The sequence below is a fragment of the Limnohabitans sp. G3-2 genome (assembly GCF_002778275.1).
Lineage (GTDB): Bacteria > Pseudomonadota > Gammaproteobacteria > Burkholderiales > Burkholderiaceae_C > Limnohabitans_A.
The window spans coordinates 422,756-442,565 of sequence record NZ_NESG01000003.1 but is presented as its reverse complement, the minus strand read 5'-3'; the positions used below and the strand labels follow the sequence as shown (position 1 = coordinate 442,565).

Genomic DNA, 19,810 nt, shown 5'->3' with positions numbered 1-19,810 from the left:
GAATTATTCATTTACGGCATAACGCGTCAGGTGAAAGACCTGACAGACATTCCTTGAAAACAACGATGGAATCTCGATAAGAGAGTTCAAAGTTATAGGGTCAAGTGAATAAGAGCATGTGGTGGATGCCTTGGCAATGATAGGCGACGAAAGACGTGAAAGCCTGCGATAAGCTTCGGGGAGCTGGCAAATAAGCTTTGATCCGGAGATTTCTGAATGGGGAAACCCACCCTTAGGGGTATCGCATGATGAATACATAGTCATGCGAGGCGAACCGGGTGAACTGAAACATCTCAGTAGCTCGAGGAAAAGACATCAACCGAGATTCCGAAAGTAGTGGCGAGCGAAATCGGAAGAGCCTGTTAGTGATAGCGCAATTGTTAGCAAAGCGGCATGGAAAGGCCGACCATAGTGGGTGATAGTCCCGTATGCGAAAACAAATGTGTGGTACTGAGCTAACGACAAGTAGGGCGGGACACGAGAAATCCTGTCTGAATATGGGGGGACCATCCTCCAAGGCTAAATACTCATCATTGACCGATAGTGAACAAGTACCGTGAGGGAAAGGCGAAAAGAACCCCGGGAGGGGAGTGAAATAGATCCTGAAACCGCATGCTTACAAAAAGTAGGAGCCTCGAAAGGGGTGACTGCGTACCTTTTGTATAATGGGTCAGCGACTTACATTCAGTGGCAAGGTTAACCGAATAGGGAAGCCGTAGAGAAATCGAGTCCGAATAGGGCGATCAGTCGCTGGGTGTAGACCCGAAACCAAGTGATCTATCCATGGGCAGGATGAAGGTGCCGTAACAGGTACTGGAGGTCCGAACCGACTAATGTTGCAAAATTAGCGGATGACCTGTGGATAGGGGTGAAAGGCTAAACAAACTTGGAAATAGCTGGTTCTCTCCGAAAACTATTTAGGTAGTGCCTCAAGTATTACCATCGGGGGTAGAGCACTGTTTTGGCTAGGGGGTCATGGCGACTTACCAAACCAAGGCAAACTCCGAATACCGATGAGTACAGCTTGGGAGACAGAGCACCGGGTGCTAACGTCCGGACTCAAGAGGGAAACAACCCAGACCGCCAGCTAAGGTCCCTAAAATTGGCTAAGTGGGAAACGAAGTGGGAAGGCTAAAACAGTCAGGATGTTGGCTTAGAAGCAGCCATCATTTAAAGAAAGCGTAATAGCTCACTGATCGAGTCGTCCTGCGCGGAAGATGTAACGGGGCTAAGCCAGTTACCGAAGCTGCGGATTTGCAATTTATTGCAAGTGGTAGGAGAGCGTTCTGTAGGCCTGTGAAGGTGGTGGTGTAAACCCTGCTGGAGGTATCAGAAGTGCGAATGCTGACATGAGTAGCGTTAAAGGGGGTGAAAAGCCCCCTCGCCGTAAGCGCAAGGTTTTCTACGCAACGTTCATCGGCGTAGAGTGAGTCGGCCCCTAAGGCGAGGCAGAGATGCGTAGCTGATGGGAAACAGGTCAATATTCCTGTACCGATGACAAGTGCGATGTGGGGACGGAGAAGGTTAGCTCAGCCAACTGTTGGATATGTTGGTTCAAGCCTGTAGTCGTGCTCGGTAGGCAAATCCGCCGGGCTTAGATGAGGGGTGATAACGAGGGTGCTTGCACCTGAAGTGAGTGATACCCTGCTTCCAGGAAAAGCCACTAAGCTTCAGCTTGTCATTGACCGTACCGCAAACCGACACTGGTGCGCGAGATGAGTATTCTAAGGCGCTTGAGAGAACTCAGGAGAAGGAACTCGGCAAATTGATACCGTAACTTCGGGAGAAGGTATGCCCCAAGTAGGTGAACTCGAACAGAGGGAGCCCAACGGGGTTGCAAAAAATCGGTGGCTGCGACTGTTTAATAAAAACACAGCACTCTGCAAACACGAAAGTGGACGTATAGGGTGTGACGCCTGCCCGGTGCTGGAAGATTAAATGATGGGGTGCAAGCTCTTGATTGAAGTCCCAGTAAACGGCGGCCGTAACTATAACGGTCCTAAGGTAGCGAAATTCCTTGTCGGGTAAGTTCCGACCTGCACGAATGGCGTAACGATGGCCACACTGTCTCCTCCTGAGACTCAGCGAAGTTGAAATGTTTGTGATGATGCAATCTCCCCGCGGAAAGACGGAAAGACCCCATGAACCTTTACTGTAGCTTTGTATTGGACTTTGAACAGATCTGTGTAGGATAGGTGGGAGGCTTTGAAGCGAGGTCGCTAGATCTTGTGGAGCCGACGTTGAAATACCACCCTGGTGTGTTTGAGGTTCTAACCTAGGTCCATTATCTGGATCGGGGACAGTGCATGGTAGGCAGTTTGACTGGGGCGGTCTCCTCCCAAAGCGTAACGGAGGAGTTCGAAGGTACGCTAGTTACGGTCGGACATCGTGATAATAGTGCAATGGCATAAGCGTGCTTAACTGCGAGACTGACAAGTCGAGCAGATACGAAAGTAGGACATAGTGATCCGGTGGTTCTGTATGGAAGGGCCATCGCTCAACGGATAAAAGGTACTCTGGGGATAACAGGCTGATACCGCCCAAGAGTTCATATCGACGGCGGTGTTTGGCACCTCGATGTCGGCTCATCTCATCCTGGGGCTGTAGCCGGTCCCAAGGGTATGGCTGTTCGCCATTTAAAGAGGTACGTGAGCTGGGTTTAAAACGTCGTGAGACAGTTTGGTCCCTATCTTCCGTGGGCGCTGCAGATTTGAGGAAGCCTGCTCCTAGTACGAGAGGACCGGAGTGGACACACCTCTGGTGTATCGGTTGTCACGCCAGTGGCATTGCCGAGTAGCTAAGTGTGGAAGAGATAACCGCTGAAAGCATCTAAGCGGGAAACTCGTTTCAAGATGAGATCTGCCGGGGCCTTGAGCCCCCTAAAGAGTCGTTCAAGACCAGGACGTTGATAGGTCGGGTGTGGAAGCGCAGTAATGCGTTAAGCTAACCGATACTAATTGCTCGTGAGGCTTGACCCTATAACTTTGATCACACGCCGCAGGGTGTGCATTGGTCAAGGAAGTTATGCCAAGTTGACGCATTCAAAAAAAGGCTGAAAGGCCTGGCTGAGAGGCCGAAATCTGATTCCAAACTCTATGAATTCGTTGTCTTGACAAGTGCAAGATGACAACAAGTTATGCCTGATGACCATAGCAAGTTGGTCCCACTCCTTCCCATCTCGAACAGGACAGTGAAACGACTTAGCGCCGATGATAGTGCGGATTCCCGTGTGAAAGTAGGACATCGTCAGGCTTCTAACAGCCCAAAACGCCTCACCATTCGGTGGGGCGTTTTCTTTAGAAGATATCAAAAATCTTTTAAAGAAAGCGCAAAAGCGTGATACAATGGAAGGCTTCGCTGATCGCAGCGAGGCAAGAGAAGGTGATGAGAGTTGCCTGGGTTCTTTAAAAATATACAGCCGATAAGCGTGGGCGTTTGATGGTGATTGCCAAGTTCTTCGGAACTTAGCTTTAATTAGCTAACAAACGCTCATGAAGTAAAAAAGATGTGGAAATCAGAGATGGTGACCACGTCGATTCCAATTTATGAGTTGGTCGAAAGACCGAAAAAAATCAAGATCGAACTATAGAGTTTGATCCTGGCTCAGATTGAACGCTGGCGGAATGCTTTACACATGCAAGTCGAACGGTAGAGGGGGCAACCCCTCGAGAGTGGCGAACGGGTGAGTAATATATCGGAACGTGCCCAGTCGTGGGGGATAACGTAGCGAAAGTTACGCTAATACCGCATACGATCTAAGGATGAAAGCGGGGGACTCGCAAGAGCCTCGCGCGATTGGAGCGGCCGATATCAGATTAGGTAGTTGGTGGGGTAAAGGCTCACCAAGCCAACGATCTGTAGCTGGTCTGAGAGGACGACCAGCCACACTGGAACTGAGACACGGTCCAGACTCCTACGGGAGGCAGCAGTGGGGAATTTTGGACAATGGACGCAAGTCTGATCCAGCCATTCCGCGTGCAGGATGAAGGCCCTCGGGTTGTAAACTGCTTTTGTACGGAACGAAAAGGTTTCTATTAATACTAGGAGCTCATGACGGTACCGTAAGAATAAGCACCGGCTAACTACGTGCCAGCAGCCGCGGTAATACGTAGGGTGCAAGCGTTAATCGGAATTACTGGGCGTAAAGCGTGCGCAGGCGGTTATATAAGACAGATGTGAAATCCCCGGGCTCAACCTGGGAACTGCATTTGTGACTGTATAGCTAGAGTACGGTAGAGGGGGATGGAATTCCGCGTGTAGCAGTGAAATGCGTAGATATGCGGAGGAACACCGATGGCGAAGGCAATCCCCTGGACCTGTACTGACGCTCATGCACGAAAGCGTGGGGAGCAAACAGGATTAGATACCCTGGTAGTCCACGCCCTAAACGATGTCAACTGGTTGTTGGGTCTTCACTGACTCAGTAACGAAGCTAACGCGTGAAGTTGACCGCCTGGGGAGTACGGCCGCAAGGTTGAAACTCAAAGGAATTGACGGGGACCCGCACAAGCGGTGGATGATGTGGTTTAATTCGATGCAACGCGAAAAACCTTACCCACCTTTGACATGTACGGAAGTCGCTAGAGATAGCTTCGTGCTCGAAAGAGAGCCGTAACACAGGTGCTGCATGGCTGTCGTCAGCTCGTGTCGTGAGATGTTGGGTTAAGTCCCGCAACGAGCGCAACCCTTGTCATTAGTTGCTACATTCAGTTGGGCACTCTAATGAGACTGCCGGTGACAAACCGGAGGAAGGTGGGGATGACGTCAAGTCCTCATGGCCCTTATAGGTGGGGCTACACACGTCATACAATGGCTGGTACAAAGGGTTGCCAACCCGCGAGGGGGAGCTAATCCCATAAAACCAGTCGTAGTCCGGATCGCAGTCTGCAACTCGACTGCGTGAAGTCGGAATCGCTAGTAATCGTGGATCAGAATGTCACGGTGAATACGTTCCCGGGTCTTGTACACACCGCCCGTCACACCATGGGAGCGGGTCTCGCCAGAAGTAGTTAGCCTAACCGCAAGGAGGGCGATTACCACGGCGGGGTTCGTGACTGGGGTGAAGTCGTAACAAGGTAGCCGTATCGGAAGGTGCGGCTGGATCACCTCCTTTCTGGAAACTGCAATCTAAATTGAACGCTCACACTTATCGGTTGTTGGAAGGTTGTCGCTGATGGCTGAGGCGTAAGCTCAAGTCATTGGTGACCGGCTTGGGTCTGTAGCTCAGTTGGTTAGAGCACTGTGTTGATAACGCAGGGGTCGTTGGTTCGAGACCAACCAGACCCACCAATCCTTCTGAGGACGAGTGCTCAAGAGTACTTAGATGAAATAACGGGGGATTAGCTCAGCTGGGAGAGCACCTGCTTTGCAAGCAGGGGGTCGTCGGTTCGATCCCGTCATCCTCCACCATCACTTATCGAGTGTTGATTGGATCCAAGAGGTCCGATGCTTGTTCATTCAAAACAAAAGCGGCTTTGCAAAAGGTATTGCAAAGGCTGTTTTTGTGTTGATTGATATTGATCGATTGACAAGTGTCGCAAGACACACGGCTGTTCTTTAAAAATTCATAGAGTCGAATCAGAGTTGCCAGGGGAAACTGCACATTCGTAAAGGTTTAGTGCAGACCGTGCCCCTGGTGACAATTTTTTGATTGCGTCAAAACGAATATTCAAACGACGTTTGAAATTCAAGTAAAGACGAATTGTTCTTTTGATATTGGATGGAGACATCCGGTGTTGAGGAATTATTCATTTACGGCATAACGCGTCAGGTGAAAGACCTGACAGACATTCCTTGAAAACAACGATGGAATCTCGATAAGAGAGTTCAAAGTTATAGGGTCAAGTGAATAAGAGCATGTGGTGGATGCCTTGGCAATGATAGGCGACGAAAGACGTGAAAGCCTGCGATAAGCTTCGGGGAGCTGGCAAATAAGCTTTGATCCGGAGATTTCTGAATGGGGAAACCCACCCTTAGGGGTATCGCATGATGAATACATAGTCATGCGAGGCGAACCGGGTGAACTGAAACATCTCAGTAGCTCGAGGAAAAGACATCAACCGAGATTCCGAAAGTAGTGGCGAGCGAAATCGGAAGAGCCTGTTAGTGATAGCGCAATTGTTAGCAAAGCGGCATGGAAAGGCCGACCATAGTGGGTGATAGTCCCGTATGCGAAAACAAATGTGTGGTACTGAGCTAACGACAAGTAGGGCGGGACACGAGAAATCCTGTCTGAATATGGGGGGACCATCCTCCAAGGCTAAATACTCATCATTGACCGATAGTGAACAAGTACCGTGAGGGAAAGGCGAAAAGAACCCCGGGAGGGGAGTGAAATAGATCCTGAAACCGCATGCTTACAAAAAGTAGGAGCCTCGAAAGGGGTGACTGCGTACCTTTTGTATAATGGGTCAGCGACTTACATTCAGTGGCAAGGTTAACCGAATAGGGAAGCCGTAGAGAAATCGAGTCCGAATAGGGCGATCAGTCGCTGGGTGTAGACCCGAAACCAAGTGATCTATCCATGGGCAGGATGAAGGTGCCGTAACAGGTACTGGAGGTCCGAACCGACTAATGTTGCAAAATTAGCGGATGACCTGTGGATAGGGGTGAAAGGCTAAACAAACTTGGAAATAGCTGGTTCTCTCCGAAAACTATTTAGGTAGTGCCTCAAGTATTACCATCGGGGGTAGAGCACTGTTTTGGCTAGGGGGTCATGGCGACTTACCAAACCAAGGCAAACTCCGAATACCGATGAGTACAGCTTGGGAGACAGAGCACCGGGTGCTAACGTCCGGACTCAAGAGGGAAACAACCCAGACCGCCAGCTAAGGTCCCTAAAATTGGCTAAGTGGGAAACGAAGTGGGAAGGCTAAAACAGTCAGGATGTTGGCTTAGAAGCAGCCATCATTTAAAGAAAGCGTAATAGCTCACTGATCGAGTCGTCCTGCGCGGAAGATGTAACGGGGCTAAGCCAGTTACCGAAGCTGCGGATTTGCAATTTATTGCAAGTGGTAGGAGAGCGTTCTGTAGGCCTGTGAAGGTGGTGGTGTAAACCCTGCTGGAGGTATCAGAAGTGCGAATGCTGACATGAGTAGCGTTAAAGGGGGTGAAAAGCCCCCTCGCCGTAAGCGCAAGGTTTTCTACGCAACGTTCATCGGCGTAGAGTGAGTCGGCCCCTAAGGCGAGGCAGAGATGCGTAGCTGATGGGAAACAGGTCAATATTCCTGTACCGATGACAAGTGCGATGTGGGGACGGAGAAGGTTAGCTCAGCCAACTGTTGGATATGTTGGTTCAAGCCTGTAGTCGTGCTCGGTAGGCAAATCCGCCGGGCTTAGATGAGGGGTGATAACGAGGGTGCTTGCACCTGAAGTGAGTGATACCCTGCTTCCAGGAAAAGCCACTAAGCTTCAGCTTGTCATTGACCGTACCGCAAACCGACACTGGTGCGCGAGATGAGTATTCTAAGGCGCTTGAGAGAACTCAGGAGAAGGAACTCGGCAAATTGATACCGTAACTTCGGGAGAAGGTATGCCCCAAGTAGGTGAACTCGAACAGAGGGAGCCCAACGGGGTTGCAAAAAATCGGTGGCTGCGACTGTTTAATAAAAACACAGCACTCTGCAAACACGAAAGTGGACGTATAGGGTGTGACGCCTGCCCGGTGCTGGAAGATTAAATGATGGGGTGCAAGCTCTTGATTGAAGTCCCAGTAAACGGCGGCCGTAACTATAACGGTCCTAAGGTAGCGAAATTCCTTGTCGGGTAAGTTCCGACCTGCACGAATGGCGTAACGATGGCCACACTGTCTCCTCCTGAGACTCAGCGAAGTTGAAATGTTTGTGATGATGCAATCTCCCCGCGGAAAGACGGAAAGACCCCATGAACCTTTACTGTAGCTTTGTATTGGACTTTGAACAGATCTGTGTAGGATAGGTGGGAGGCTTTGAAGCGAGGTCGCTAGATCTTGTGGAGCCGACGTTGAAATACCACCCTGGTGTGTTTGAGGTTCTAACCTAGGTCCATTATCTGGATCGGGGACAGTGCATGGTAGGCAGTTTGACTGGGGCGGTCTCCTCCCAAAGCGTAACGGAGGAGTTCGAAGGTACGCTAGTTACGGTCGGACATCGTGATAATAGTGCAATGGCATAAGCGTGCTTAACTGCGAGACTGACAAGTCGAGCAGATACGAAAGTAGGACATAGTGATCCGGTGGTTCTGTATGGAAGGGCCATCGCTCAACGGATAAAAGGTACTCTGGGGATAACAGGCTGATACCGCCCAAGAGTTCATATCGACGGCGGTGTTTGGCACCTCGATGTCGGCTCATCTCATCCTGGGGCTGTAGCCGGTCCCAAGGGTATGGCTGTTCGCCATTTAAAGAGGTACGTGAGCTGGGTTTAAAACGTCGTGAGACAGTTTGGTCCCTATCTTCCGTGGGCGCTGCAGATTTGAGGAAGCCTGCTCCTAGTACGAGAGGACCGGAGTGGACACACCTCTGGTGTATCGGTTGTCACGCCAGTGGCATTGCCGAGTAGCTAAGTGTGGAAGAGATAACCGCTGAAAGCATCTAAGCGGGAAACTCGTTTCAAGATGAGATCTGCCGGGGCCTTGAGCCCCCTAAAGAGTCGTTCAAGACCAGGACGTTGATAGGTCGGGTGTGGAAGCGCAGTAATGCGTTAAGCTAACCGATACTAATTGCTCGTGAGGCTTGACCCTATAACTTTGATCACACGCCGCAGGGTGTGCATTGGTCAAGGAAGTTATGCCAAGTTGACGCATTCAAAAAAAGGCTGAAAGGCCTGGCTGAGAGGCCGAAATCTGATTCCAAACTCTATGAATTCGTTGTCTTGACAAGTGCAAGATGACAACAAGTTATGCCTGATGACCATAGCAAGTTGGTCCCACTCCTTCCCATCTCGAACAGGACAGTGAAACGACTTAGCGCCGATGATAGTGCGGATTCCCGTGTGAAAGTAGGACATCGTCAGGCTTCTAACAGCCCAAAACGCCTCACCATTCGGTGGGGCGTTTTGCTTTGTGCGCAGCATTTCCTCTGCCGCACCATTCCAGTTCCCTCTTTTGATTTCTACGGGTTACCCCCTGATTGACCGAGCCATTATTTGCCTCAATACTTGAGGCCTGAAATATATAGGCTTTAATCAATGACCTGTGCGGTCAGTAGCAAAGAGAACGAACATGAAAATCGTGTGTATTGGCGGTGGACCTTCGGGTTTGTACTTTGCGTTGCTGATGAAAAAGCTCGGCCCCCACCACGACATCACCGTGGTCGAGCGCAACAAGCCTTACGACACCTTTGGCTGGGGCGTGGTGTTTTCTGATCAAACGCTGGAGAACATGCGCCAGTGGGACACCGAGACCGCAGCCGAGGTGGAGCAGGCCTTCAACCATTGGGATGACATCGAGTTGCACTTCAAGGACCAGGTGATCCGCTCGGGTGGCCACGGTTTTGTGGGCATTGGCCGTAAAAAATTGCTCAATATTTTGCAAGACCGGTGCGAGCAAGTCGGCGTCAAGCTCCTGTTTGAGCAAGACGTGAATTCGGATTTGGACTTTCCGGATGCCGATCTCATCATTGCCAGTGATGGCGTCAATTCGCGTGTGCGCAGCCGCATGCCTGAGGTATTTCAGCCCGACATCGTCACCCGTCCCAACCGCTTCATCTGGTTGGGCACCAATCGCCAATACGACGCCTTCACCTTTTTGTTCGAAAAGACCGAGCACGGCTGGTTTCAGGCGCACGTCTACAAGTTTGACAACCAAACCTCCACCTTCATTGTTGAGTGTCCCGAGCATGTTTGGCTCGCGCACGGCTTGGACAAGGCCGACCAAGATGCTTCGATCGCCTTCTGTGAACAGCTTTTTGCCAAGAACCTGCAAGGCGAGAAGCTGATGACCAATGCCCGGCACTTGCGTGGCTCGGCATGGCTGAATTTCCAGCGCGTCAAGTGTGCCAACTGGTCCACCTTCAACGGCAACAGCCACGTGGTGCTGATGGGTGACGCGGTGCACACCGCGCACTTTGCGATTGGCTCGGGCACCAAGCTCGCACTCGAAGACGCCATCGAGCTGGTGCGCCAGTTCAAGGCGCTGGGGGACACCGCCGACCGCATTCCCGAAGTGTTGAAACACTACCAAGCCGTGCGCGAGATCGACGTCATTCGGTTGCAAAACGCTGCGTGGAATGCGATGGAGTGGTTCGAGGTCTGTGGGGAGCGCTACTGCGACCAACTCGAACCCGAGCAGTTCATGTACTCCATGCTCACCCGCAGCCAGCGCATCAGCCACGAGAATCTGCGTCTGCGCGACAAAGCCTGGTTGGAGGGCTACGAGGCTTGGTTTGCGGGACGCACGGCCAAGCCGGGTATTCGCCCACCCATGTTCACGCCGTTCGCGCTGCGCTCGGTCACGCTCAAAAACCGCGTGGTGGTCTCACCGATGGCGCAATACATGGCGGTGGACGGCCGCGTGGGCGACGACCACCTGGTCCACTTGGGCGCCCGCGCCATGGGCGGCGCCGGGCTGGTGATGGTGGAGATGACCGCGCCCAGCGCCGACGGCCGCATCACACACGGCTGCCCGGGTCTGTGGAATGCGCAGCAGAGCAGCGACTTTGCAAAAATCGTGGATTGGGTGCATGCCAAGTCTGACGCGAAGATTGGCCTGCAGATCGGCCACGCCGGGCCCAAAGGTTCGAGCTGCCGCCCTTGGCAAGGCCCGGGCATGGACCAGCCTGTGCCCGCGGATGACGCAGAAGGCAACTGGCCGCTGATCGCTGCATCGCCCATGCCCTACTTGCCCCACGGTGATGTGCCCCGTGCCATGACGCGAGCCGACATGGACCGCGTCACGGCCGACTTCGTGGCCAGCACCCAGCGCGCTGCACAAGCTGGCTTTGACTGGCTGGAGTTGCATTGTGCTCATGGCTATTTGCTGTCGAGCTTCATCAGCCCGCTCACCAACCACCGAACAGACGAATACGGCGGCTCGCTCGACAATCGCCTGCGCTACCCGCTCGAAGTGTTTGCCGCTGTGCGTGCGGCCTGGCCCCAGGACCTGCCCATGTCGGTGCGCATCTCGGCGCATGACTGGGTTGAGGGTGGCATCACGCCCACCGATGCGGTCGAGATCGCCCGCGCCTTCAAGGCCGCAGGTGCGGACATGATCGACTGCTCATCGGGCCAGGTCAGTGCGCAGCAAAAGCCGACCTACGGCCGCATGTACCAGACACCGTTTGCCGACCGCATCCGCCAGGAAGCGGGCATTGCCACCATCGCAGTGGGTGCCATCTCTGAGGCCGACCATGTCAACAGCATCCTGGCCGCTGGGCGCGCCGACCTGTGCGCCGTGGCCCGCCCACATTTGGCCAACCCCGCCTGGACGCTGACCGAAGCTGCACGCATTGGCTACAAAGACATCGCTTGGCCGCCTGCCTATGTGTCAGGCAAGCCCCAGCTCGAAGCGGGATTTGCCCGCGAGCGTGCCCAGCAGGCTGCGACAAAGGGGGATTGAGATGTTGAATTCACATGGAGGGACTTCAACATCCTTGCAATTTGAATTGGTGGGAGCGACACCCTCGTCGCGCATGGGTGTCCATCGCGGCGAGGGCGCCGCTCCCGCAGAAAACGATCAAAGCGAGGCGGCTCCCACAATTTCCAATCGCGCCGAGAGCGCTGCGCCTGCAGAGGTGAACGCATGCTGAGCAATCGCCATGCCCTCATCACTGGCGCGGGTGCTGGCATTGGCGCGGCCATTGCCCTGACACTGGCGCAAGCGGGTTGCCGCCTGACCCTGTGTGGCCGCTCGCAAGACAAGCTGCAGGCGCAGGCCGAGGCACTGCGCGCGCAAGTGCCCGACGTGGCGGTGCTGGTCGCGCCCATGGACGTGGCCGATGAACACGCCGTGCAAGCGGCGGTGCAGCAAGCGCAAGCCCGCTTTGGCCCGGTGAACATCCTGGTCAACAACGCGGGCCAGGCGCACAGCGCGCCCTTTGCCAAGACCGATGCCGCGCTGTGGCAGCGGATGCTGAACGTCAACCTGACGGGCACCTACCACTGCATCCAGGCGGTGCTGCCGGGCATGCTTGAAGCGGCAGCCAGTGGAACGCCCGGGCGCATCGTCAACATCGCCAGCACCGCAGGGCTCAAGGGCTATGCCTATGTGAGCGCCTATGTGGCCGCCAAGCACGGCGTGGTGGGCCTGACCCAAGCGCTGGCCCTCGAATTGGCCCGCAAAGGTGTGACCGTGAACGCCATTTGCCCCGGTTACACCGAGACCGACATCGTGCGCGAAGCGGTGCAAAACATCGTGAATAAAACAGGCAAGAGTGAAACCGAAGCGCGCCAAGCGCTGGCTGCCAGCAACCCGCAGCAGCGCTTGGTGCAGCCGCACGAAGTGGCGCAAAGCGTGCTGTGGCTGTGCGCCGCCGGCAGCGATGCCGTCAACGGACAGGCCATCGCCATCGATGGTGGGGAGTTGGCGGGATGAGCGCGAGCGCAGCGCCAAGCCGCCTCAAACCAGCTCGCACCCCCTCGGGGGGCAGCGAAGGACACGCCGTACCGAGCGTGGGGGCCGCATCTGTCGACATGGAAGTGCGCGCGCACGCCGACCACCACGCCTCGCTGCGCTTGTGGCTGCGTCTGCTCTCGGCCACCACCCGCATCGAAGACACCATCCGCCAACGTTTGCGCGAGCAGTTTGGCATCACGCTGCCGCGCTTTGACCTGATGGCGCAGCTCGAGCGCGAGCCGCAAGGCTTGTCGATGAGCGAGCTGTCGCGCCGCATGATGGTCACGGGGGGCAACGTCACAGCCATCGTCGACCAGCTCGAAAAAGAACAACTGGTGCAGCGGCAAATGCAGGCCAGCGACCGCCGCTCCTACACCGTCAGCCTGACCGAGGCCGGGCGCAGCGCATTTGCGGCCATGGCCCAGGCACACGAGGGCTGGGTCGTCGAGCTGCTGTCGCCGCTGGCTGAACGAGAGCAAACACAACTGCACACCTTGCTGGGCACTTTGAAGTCCGGCACATCAACACATTCGAAGGAGAAACCATGACCCCCACGCTCGTCACTTCGTGTACTCACTGCCCCCCGAGAGGGCTTTGCCCTGCTTGGGGCAGCCCGGTGGAGGGTCAGTCATGAGCCAACGCTACTTGCCCGGCCAGCCGCACCAGCTGCCCCGCCACAACCAGTCCATGGCGCTCTACCAGCCCGAGCATTTTTTGCTGTCCGTCAAGGGCGGTGTGGCCACGGTGAGCCTGAACCGCCCCGAGCGCAAGAACCCGCTGTCGTTTGACTCGTACGCCGAACTGCGCGACTTTTTCCGCGCTTTGCCCTACGCACCCGACATCCACGCCGTGGTCATCACGGGCGAGGGCGGTAACTTCTGCTCGGGTGGCGATGTGCATGAGATCATCGGCCCGCTCACCCAACTCGACATGCCCGGCCTCTTGGCTTTCACCCGCATGACGGGCGACTTGGTCAAGGCCATGCGCGCTTGCCCGCAGCCCATCATCGCGGCGATTGACGGCGTGTGCGCGGGCGCTGGCGCGATCTTGGCCATGGCCTCTGACCTGCGCTACGGCACCGAGCGCAGCAAAACCTATTTCTTGTTCAACAAGGTCGGCTTGGCCGGTTGCGACATGGGCGCGTGCGCGCTTTTGCCGCGCATCATCGGCCAGGGCCGTGCCAGCGAGCTGCTGTTCACCGGGCGTGGCCTGGGGGCGCTGGAAGCCGAGCGCTGGGGCTTTTACAACCGCGTGTGCGAGGCAGGCAGCCTGCTGGCCGATGCACAAGCCATCGCCGCCCAGCTGGTGGCCGGCCCCACCTTTGCCAACGGCATCACCAAAAAAATGCTGCAACAAGAATGGAACATGGGCGTGGACGAAGCCATTGAGGCCGAAGCCCAGGCGCAAGCCATCTGCATGGCCACCAACGACTTCCACCGGGCCTACCACGCCTTTGTGGCCAAACAAACGCCCATCTTTGAAGGCGACTGAGCCATGTCAGACCACCCAGCCACCCACCCGCCAGAACTCGACTGGCCTTTCTTTGACGACAGCCACCGCGACTTCAAAGTGCGCCTGGACGCTTGGTGTCAAGAGCACCTTGCACACGCCCATCACGACGAAAGCCGTGACGCGGTGGACGCCGAATGCATCCGTCTGGTGCGCCTGCTGGGCGCAGGCGGCTGGCTCAAGCATGCGGTATCGGGCACGGCCTATGGCGCAGCGTCGGACGTGATCGACACGCGCCAGCTGTGCTTGCTGCGCGAAACGCTGGCCTTTCACAACGGCTTGTCTGACTTCGCGTTTGCCATGCAGGGCTTGGGCACCGGCGCCATCAGCCTCATGGGCAGCGACGATCAAAAGCAGCGCTACTTGGCGCGTGTGGCATCGGGCCAGGCCTTGAGCGCCTTTGCCTTGAGTGAACCCGATGCGGGCTCGGACGTGGCCGCCATGCAGTGCAGCGCCACGGCCACCGCAGACGGCTATGTGCTCAATGGCCGCAAGACCTGGATCAGCAATGGGGGGATCGCCGACTTTTATGTGGTGTTCGCCCGCACGGGTGAAGCCCCGGGCGCACGCGGCATCACCGCCTTCATTGTCGATGCCGACACACCCGGTCTGTCGATTGAAGAGCGCATCGACGTGGTCGCACCGCACCCGCTGGCCACGCTCAAGTTTGACCACTGCAAGGTGGCAAGCAATCAGCGCATTGGCGAAGCGGGCCAAGGCTTCAAGGTGGCCATGGCCACGCTCGATGTGTTCCGCACCTCGGTGGCGGCGGCCGCTTTGGGCTTTGGGCGGCGTGCGCTGCACGAGTCCATCCATTGGGCGCGTTCACGCAAGATGTTTGGCCAAAGCCTGGGCGACTTTCAGATCACCCAAACCAAGATCGCCCAGATGGCCACGATGCTCGATGCGGCCACGCTCTTGACCTACCGCGCCGCTTGGCTGCGCGACCAGGGCGGGCGCATCACCCGTGAAGCGGCCATGGCCAAGATGAAGGCGACCGAAAACGCCCAGCAGATCATCGACATGGCGGTGCAGATGCACGGCGGCATGGGCGTCAAAAAAGGCGTGATGGTCGAGTCGCTGTACCGTGAGATCCGGGCGCTGCGCATTTACGAAGGCGCCACCGAAGTGCAGCAGCTGATCATCGGCAAAGACTTGCTGAAAGCTTGACATGAGCAACTGGAACGAACTGCTGCCCAGCAGCCATACCGACACCTTTGCGCGCGACCGGCTGCCGCCGAAAGACCAGCTGCCCCTGTTCATCGCCGACCGGCCCGAGCTGGACTACCCGGACCAGATCAACTGCGCGGTGGAACTGGTGGACCGGCATGTGCGTGAGGGACGTGGCGATCGCATCGCGCTGCATGGCGTGAGCGACTTCAACCAGGGCGGTGGCGACTTCAGTTGGACCTACGCGCAGTTGCAAGACAGGAGCCACCGCATCGCCCAGGTGCTGGCCCACGACATGGGCCTGGTGCCTGGCAACCGCATTTTGCTGCGCGGCGGCAACAGCCCCATGATGGCCGCTTGTTTGCTCGGTGCGCTCAAGGCGGGCCTGGTGGCGGTGCCCACCATGCCGCTGCTGCGTGCGGGCGAGCTGGCCCAGATCATCGACAAAGCACAGGTCAGCGCCGCCCTGTGCGACAGCCTGCTGGCCGACGAACTGCAGCACTGCATGACGCCTGGCCACGCCAGCCACATGGCCAGCTTGCAGCAGCTGGTGCAGTTTCGCAGCGATGCCCCTGATGGCCTGGAGCAGCGCATGGCGCAGCAAAGTGGCGCGTACACCGCGCACCCCACCAGCCGCGACGACGTGTGCCTGATTGCGTTCACCAGCGGCACCACGGGCAAGCCCAAGGGCACCATGCACTTCCACCGCGATGTGCTGGCCATGTGCGATTCGTTCCCGCGCCACATCTTGCAGATGAACGAGAACGATGTGGTGTGCGGCACGCCGCCCATCGCCTTCACCTTCGGCTTGGGGGGGCTGCTGGCTTTTCCGCTGCGTTGTGGCGCGAGCACTGTGCTGCTCGAAAAGCACACGCCCGAGACTTTGATGCAGACCATTGCCAAGTACCGCGCCACGCAGTGCTACACCGCGCCCACCATGTACCGCCAGATGGCGACGCTGGCCCAAGGCGTTGACCTCTCCAGCCTCAAGCACCCTGTCTCGGCAGGCGAGGCCTTGCCCGACGCCACCCGCCAGCTGTGGAAGCAGGCCACGGGCATCGAGATGACCGATGGCATTGGCGGCACCGAAGTGATCCACATCTACATCTCGAGTGCGGGCGCGCAAGTGCGCCCCGGCAGCATCGGCCAGGTGGTGCCCGGCTATGTGGCGCAGATCGTGGGCGACGACATGCAGCCTGTGCCGCCCGGCACCGTGGGGCGACTCGCGGTGCGCGGCCCCACAGGCTGCAAATACTTGGCCGACCCGCGTCAGCAAGATTATGTGAAAGAAGGCTGGAACCTGCCCGGCGACACCTTCGTCATGGACGCCGACGACTACTTCAGCTACCAGGCGCGCAACGACGACATGATCATCTCGGCGGGCTACAACATTGCAGGCCCCGAGGTGGAAGGCGCTTTGCTGCAACACCCGGCCGTGGCCGAGTGCGGCGTGGTCGGCATGCCCGACGACGACCGTGGCCACATCGTGCAGGCTTACGTTGTGCTCAAGAGCGGCCACACGGGCGATGCGGCCATGGAAAAAGCCTTGCAAGAGCACGTCAAGCAAACCATCGCCCCGTTCAAGTACCCGCGCAAAGTGGTCTTTCTGGACGCCTTGCCCCGCACCGAAACCGGCAAACTGCAGCGCTTCAAGCTGCGTCAAATTTCAGTCAACAAATAACTTTGCGGGACAGACCTTGAGCACTGTCCTCATCTGAATAACCTTGCGGGACAGATCTTTAGCTCTGTCCCCATTTGAACAACCTTGCGGGACAGATCTTTAGCTCTGTCCCCAACTGATAAAGGAAAAGCATGTTCAACGTCTTGCAACCCGAAGGCTGGGCACCCGCCAAAGGCTATGCCAACGGCATCGAAGCGCGTGGCCGCATGGTGTTCGTCGCGGGCATGATCGGCTGGAACGGCCAAGCCCAATTCGAGACCGACGACTTTGTGGCCCAGTGCCGCCAGGCCCTGCAAAACATCGTCGACACACTGGCCTGCGCCGGCGCAGGCCCCAAGCACATGGCCCGCATGACCTGGTACGTCAAAGACAAAAAGGAATACCTGGCCCGTGGTCGCGAGTTGGGCAAGGTCTACCAGGAAGTCATCGGCAAGAACTACCCGGCCATGACGCTGGTCCAAGTGGCCGATCTGGTGGAGGACCGGGCTTTGGTGGAGATTGAGGTGACGGCGGTGGTGCCGGAGTGAAATGCGCTACGCCCGCACCGCGATCAGCTGCTCCAGCGCCTGCTTGAGCTGATGAACCGGGTCTGATCCGATGTCTTTCATGATCTGGGCTTCATGTGCCCGTGCTTGGGCCAGCAAGGGCTTGACCTTGCGTTGACCCGTGGCCGTGAGGCTGACCAGAGACTGGCGCTTGTCGTGCGGGGCGTCAACGCGTCGGACCCAACCAGCTTCTGCCATGCGGCCCACCAACTTGGTCACAGTGGGTTGCTTGGCCAGCACAATGTCGGCCAACTCACCCACGCTCAGCGCTGCTTTGCCCGACAGGCTGGCCATGACGCGCCACTCCATCAGGGACAGGCCACTGGCCTCGACCACGGCGTGAAATTCGCTCGAAATCAAATGGCTGGCGCGCGCCAGCAAATAGGCCAGGTAGTCGTCGACAAAGCCTGGCGTGTTGCTCATGACAGGGCCACCGTGGTGCTGAACCGACCGCCCTGGTAAACGAGTGGGGCCGAGCCATCGCTGAAGCCGCAGCGCTCCACTTCGCCCACAAAAATCACATGGTCGCCTTCTTCGTGGCGGCTGCGGTTGTGGCATTCGAACCAGGCCAGCGCCCCATCCAAAATGGGCAAACCCGATGCGCCCAGCGTGTAAGCGGTGTCGGCAAAGCGGTCGCCTTTGCCGAAGGCAAAACGGTTGCAGACATCCAGCTGATCCGCGGCCAGCACGTTCACCACGTAATGTGTGCCCGCATGGAACAGCGGGGCGCTGCTGGCGCTTTGCCCCAGGCTCCACAGCACCAACGGGGGCGTGAGCGACACCGAGTTGAATGAACTGGCGGTGATGCCCACAAAGCTGCTGCTGACCGAATCGCCTTTGTGTGCGCCTGGCGCGAATGTGGTGATGACGGTCACCCCCGTGGCAAAGCGCGACAGGGCTTGCTTGAAATGCGGCGTTTCAAAGTCTGGACTCAGCGCTTTGATGTGAGGTGGGGGGACTTGGTGCATGGGGGGATGATAGTTGAATTGCATGAATTTTCATATAAACTGACCATTCATGTCTGCAGGAGAACCGTTCAAAGCTGCAGGCCAAGGAGACAAGCATGCTGGTGGAACGAATCGAAAACAGGTGGCTCGCGGCCTTTACCCGCACCTTCACGCTGTGCAAGGTGCAGCCTGGCGAAGTGGTCGCTATTTTGGCCGAAACCCAATCACGCCGGGTCAACGTGGACTTGGCCCGCCTCGCGCTGGAGGCCATGGGCGCCCGCGTGTTCGAGGTGACGTTGACCACGCCCGCTCTGACTGCCCCCGCGCCCGTGCGTTCCACAGGCGCGAGCGACGCGATTGGGCAACTCGGTCCCGTGGTGGCTGCATTGGCCCGCGCCGACATGGTGGTGGACTGCACTGTTGAAGGCCTGCTGCACGCGCCCGAGTTGCCCACCATCATGAAGGGTGTGGACGGGCACATGCCGCGTCTCTTGATGGTGTCCAACGAGCACCCTGAAATTTTGGAGCGCACCGTGCCCGATCCGGCGCTCGAAGGCGTGGTGCGTGCTGCGATGAAGAAACTGCGCTCTGCGCAGCAGATGCACGTCACGTCTGCCGCAGGCACCGACCTGCGCGTGAACCTGAAACAGGGCGACAAACAAGCCGTGGTGGGCGGTGTGTGGGGCTTTTGCCCCAAGCCGGGCATGGTGTCGCACTGGCCTGCTGGGCTGGCGCTGGCTTTCCCGGCCGCGGGCAGTGTCAACGGCACGCTGGTCATGGCTCCGGGCGACGTGAACCTGACCTTCAAAAGCTATTTGCGCGACACGATCCGCCTGACCATCGAGCACGACAGCGTGGTCGCCATCGAGGGGCAGGGCGTGGATGTGGACATGATGCGCGGCTACTGGAAAGCCTGGGAAGACGCCGAGGGCCACCGCGCCGCCTATGCCGTCTCGCACGTGGGCTTTGGCCTGAACCCGGCGGCGCGTTGGGACGCCATGGCGTTTTATGACAAGCGCGACTGCAACGGCACCGAGTTGCGGGCTTTTGCAGGCAACTTTTTGTATTCGACCGGGGCCAACGAAGTTGCGGGCCGCCACACGCTGGGCCACTTTGACCTGCCCATGCGCGGCTGCACCATCCGGCTTGACGACACGGTGGTGGTCGATGCTGGGGTGGTTCAAACGGATGCACTTTCATGAAGATGCAAGGTTGCACGCCTGTGAATCCCTGTGGGAGCGGGCCCCTGCTCGCGAATTTGGGCCGGAGCCACTTCAACCATTCGGCCGCAGGGGCGGCCTCCCACATTCAAACGGATGCACTTTCATGAAGAAGGAAGATTGCACGCCTGTGAATCCCTGTGGGAGCGAGCCCCTGCTCGCGAATGTCGGAAGGGGCCGCGTTGAACATTCGGCCGCAGGGGCGGCCTC

The 19,810-nt window shown here is 57.2% G+C and carries 10 protein-coding genes, 2 tRNA genes and 5 rRNA genes; 15 read left to right on the top strand and 2 right to left on the bottom strand.

Annotation, left to right across the window (positions count from 1 at the left end; translation table 11 throughout):
• Positions 1 to 98 precede the first annotated feature (98 nt).
• The 14 genes from B9Z31_RS06540 (at position 99) to B9Z31_RS06475 (ending at position 17,415) form a co-directional block, all read left to right on the top strand.
• A 23S ribosomal RNA gene (locus B9Z31_RS06540) occupies positions 99 to 2,978 on the top strand.
• 161 nt (positions 2,979 to 3,139) lie between these two features.
• A 5S ribosomal RNA gene (gene rrf / locus B9Z31_RS06535) occupies positions 3,140 to 3,252 on the top strand.
• Between the two features lie 328 nt (positions 3,253 to 3,580).
• A 16S ribosomal RNA gene (locus B9Z31_RS06530) occupies positions 3,581 to 5,113 on the top strand.
• Between the two features lie 99 nt (positions 5,114 to 5,212).
• Positions 5,213 to 5,289 (top strand) — tRNA-Ile (locus B9Z31_RS06525).
• Between the two features lie 44 nt (positions 5,290 to 5,333).
• Positions 5,334 to 5,409, top strand: a tRNA-Ala gene (locus tag B9Z31_RS06520).
• 429 nt (positions 5,410 to 5,838) lie between these two features.
• Positions 5,839 to 8,718, top strand: a 23S ribosomal RNA gene (locus B9Z31_RS06515).
• A 161-nt stretch (positions 8,719 to 8,879) separates the two neighbouring features.
• Positions 8,880 to 8,992, top strand: a 5S ribosomal RNA gene (gene rrf, locus B9Z31_RS06510).
• The 16S, 23S and 5S rRNA genes sit together here with 2 tRNA genes alongside, the layout of an rRNA operon.
• A 206-nt stretch (positions 8,993 to 9,198) precedes the next feature.
• Positions 9,199 to 11,532 (top strand): bifunctional salicylyl-CoA 5-hydroxylase/oxidoreductase, encoded by a 2,334-nt coding sequence (locus B9Z31_RS06505; RefSeq protein WP_100118722.1) that lies wholly within the window; start codon positions 9,199 to 9,201, stop codon positions 11,530 to 11,532.
• 183 nt (positions 11,533 to 11,715) lie between these two features.
• Positions 11,716 to 12,507 (top strand): SDR family NAD(P)-dependent oxidoreductase, encoded by a 792-nt coding sequence (locus B9Z31_RS06500; RefSeq protein WP_100118721.1) that lies wholly within the window; start codon positions 11,716 to 11,718, stop codon positions 12,505 to 12,507.
• A 98-nt stretch (positions 12,508 to 12,605) separates the two neighbouring features.
• On the top strand, positions 12,606 to 13,076 hold the full coding sequence (locus tag B9Z31_RS06495; protein ID WP_233200795.1) for a MarR family winged helix-turn-helix transcriptional regulator: 471 nt from the start codon (positions 12,606 to 12,608) through the stop codon (positions 13,074 to 13,076).
• 82 nt (positions 13,077 to 13,158) lie between these two features.
• Positions 13,159 to 14,019, top strand: a complete 861-nt coding sequence (locus tag B9Z31_RS06490) for an enoyl-CoA hydratase family protein (protein ID WP_100118719.1) — start codon at positions 13,159 to 13,161, stop codon at positions 14,017 to 14,019.
• A 3-nt stretch (positions 14,020 to 14,022) separates the two neighbouring features.
• A complete protein-coding gene (locus B9Z31_RS06485) occupies positions 14,023 to 15,207 on the top strand; it encodes an acyl-CoA dehydrogenase family protein (RefSeq protein ID WP_100118718.1) in 1,185 nt (394 codons plus the stop codon).
• Position 15,208: 1 nt separating this feature from the next.
• Positions 15,209 to 16,888, top strand: a complete 1,680-nt coding sequence (locus tag B9Z31_RS06480) for an AMP-binding protein (RefSeq protein ID WP_100118717.1) — start codon at positions 15,209 to 15,211, stop codon at positions 16,886 to 16,888.
• A 131-nt stretch (positions 16,889 to 17,019) separates the two neighbouring features.
• On the top strand, positions 17,020 to 17,415 hold the full coding sequence (locus B9Z31_RS06475; RefSeq protein ID WP_100118716.1) for a RidA family protein: 396 nt from the start codon (positions 17,020 to 17,022) through the stop codon (positions 17,413 to 17,415).
• A 6-nt stretch (positions 17,416 to 17,421) separates the two neighbouring features.
• Here B9Z31_RS06475 and B9Z31_RS06470 read toward each other — a convergent pair whose 3' ends face one another.
• On the bottom strand, positions 17,422 to 17,856 hold the full coding sequence (locus B9Z31_RS06470; RefSeq protein ID WP_100118715.1) for a MarR family winged helix-turn-helix transcriptional regulator: 435 nt from the start codon (positions 17,854 to 17,856) through the stop codon (positions 17,422 to 17,424).
• Positions 17,853 to 18,425, bottom strand: coding sequence for a flavin reductase family protein (locus tag B9Z31_RS06465; protein WP_369804655.1), 573 nt, complete (start codon positions 18,423 to 18,425; stop codon positions 17,853 to 17,855). The genes B9Z31_RS06470 and B9Z31_RS06465 overlap by 4 nt, the downstream gene beginning before the upstream one ends.
• A gap of 71 nt (positions 18,426 to 18,496) precedes the next feature.
• On the opposite strand from B9Z31_RS06465, the gene B9Z31_RS06460 reads away from it, so the two are divergent.
• Positions 18,497 to 19,582 (top strand): peptidase M29, encoded by a 1,086-nt coding sequence (locus B9Z31_RS06460; RefSeq protein ID WP_100118713.1) that lies wholly within the window; start codon positions 18,497 to 18,499, stop codon positions 19,580 to 19,582.
• Positions 19,583 to 19,810: the final 228 nt, after the last annotated feature.

What these genes read in the sequence shown, in the direction of transcription:
- B9Z31_RS06505 (WP_100118722.1), top strand. Translation starts at nt 9,199, where the DNA reads ATGAAAATCGTGTGTATTGGCGGTGGACCTTCGGGTTTGTACTTTGCG.
- B9Z31_RS06500 (WP_100118721.1), top strand. Translation starts at nt 11,716, where the DNA reads ATGCTGAGCAATCGCCATGCCCTCATCACTGGCGCGGGTGCTGGCATT.
- B9Z31_RS06495 (WP_233200795.1), top strand. Translation starts at nt 12,606, where the DNA reads ATGGAAGTGCGCGCGCACGCCGACCACCACGCCTCGCTGCGCTTGTGG.
- B9Z31_RS06490 (WP_100118719.1), top strand. Translation starts at nt 13,159, where the DNA reads ATGAGCCAACGCTACTTGCCCGGCCAGCCGCACCAGCTGCCCCGCCAC.
- B9Z31_RS06485 (WP_100118718.1), top strand. Translation starts at nt 14,023, where the DNA reads ATGTCAGACCACCCAGCCACCCACCCGCCAGAACTCGACTGGCCTTTC.
- B9Z31_RS06480 (WP_100118717.1), top strand. Translation starts at nt 15,209, where the DNA reads ATGAGCAACTGGAACGAACTGCTGCCCAGCAGCCATACCGACACCTTT.
- B9Z31_RS06475 (WP_100118716.1), top strand. Translation starts at nt 17,020, where the DNA reads ATGTTCAACGTCTTGCAACCCGAAGGCTGGGCACCCGCCAAAGGCTAT.
- B9Z31_RS06470 (WP_100118715.1), bottom strand. Translation starts at nt 17,856, where the DNA reads ATGAGCAACACGCCAGGCTTTGTCGACGACTACCTGGCCTATTTGCTG.
- B9Z31_RS06465 (WP_369804655.1), bottom strand. Translation starts at nt 18,425, where the DNA reads ATGCAATTCAACTATCATCCCCCCATGCACCAAGTCCCCCCACCTCAC.
- B9Z31_RS06460 (WP_100118713.1), top strand. Translation starts at nt 18,497, where the DNA reads ATGCTGGTGGAACGAATCGAAAACAGGTGGCTCGCGGCCTTTACCCGC.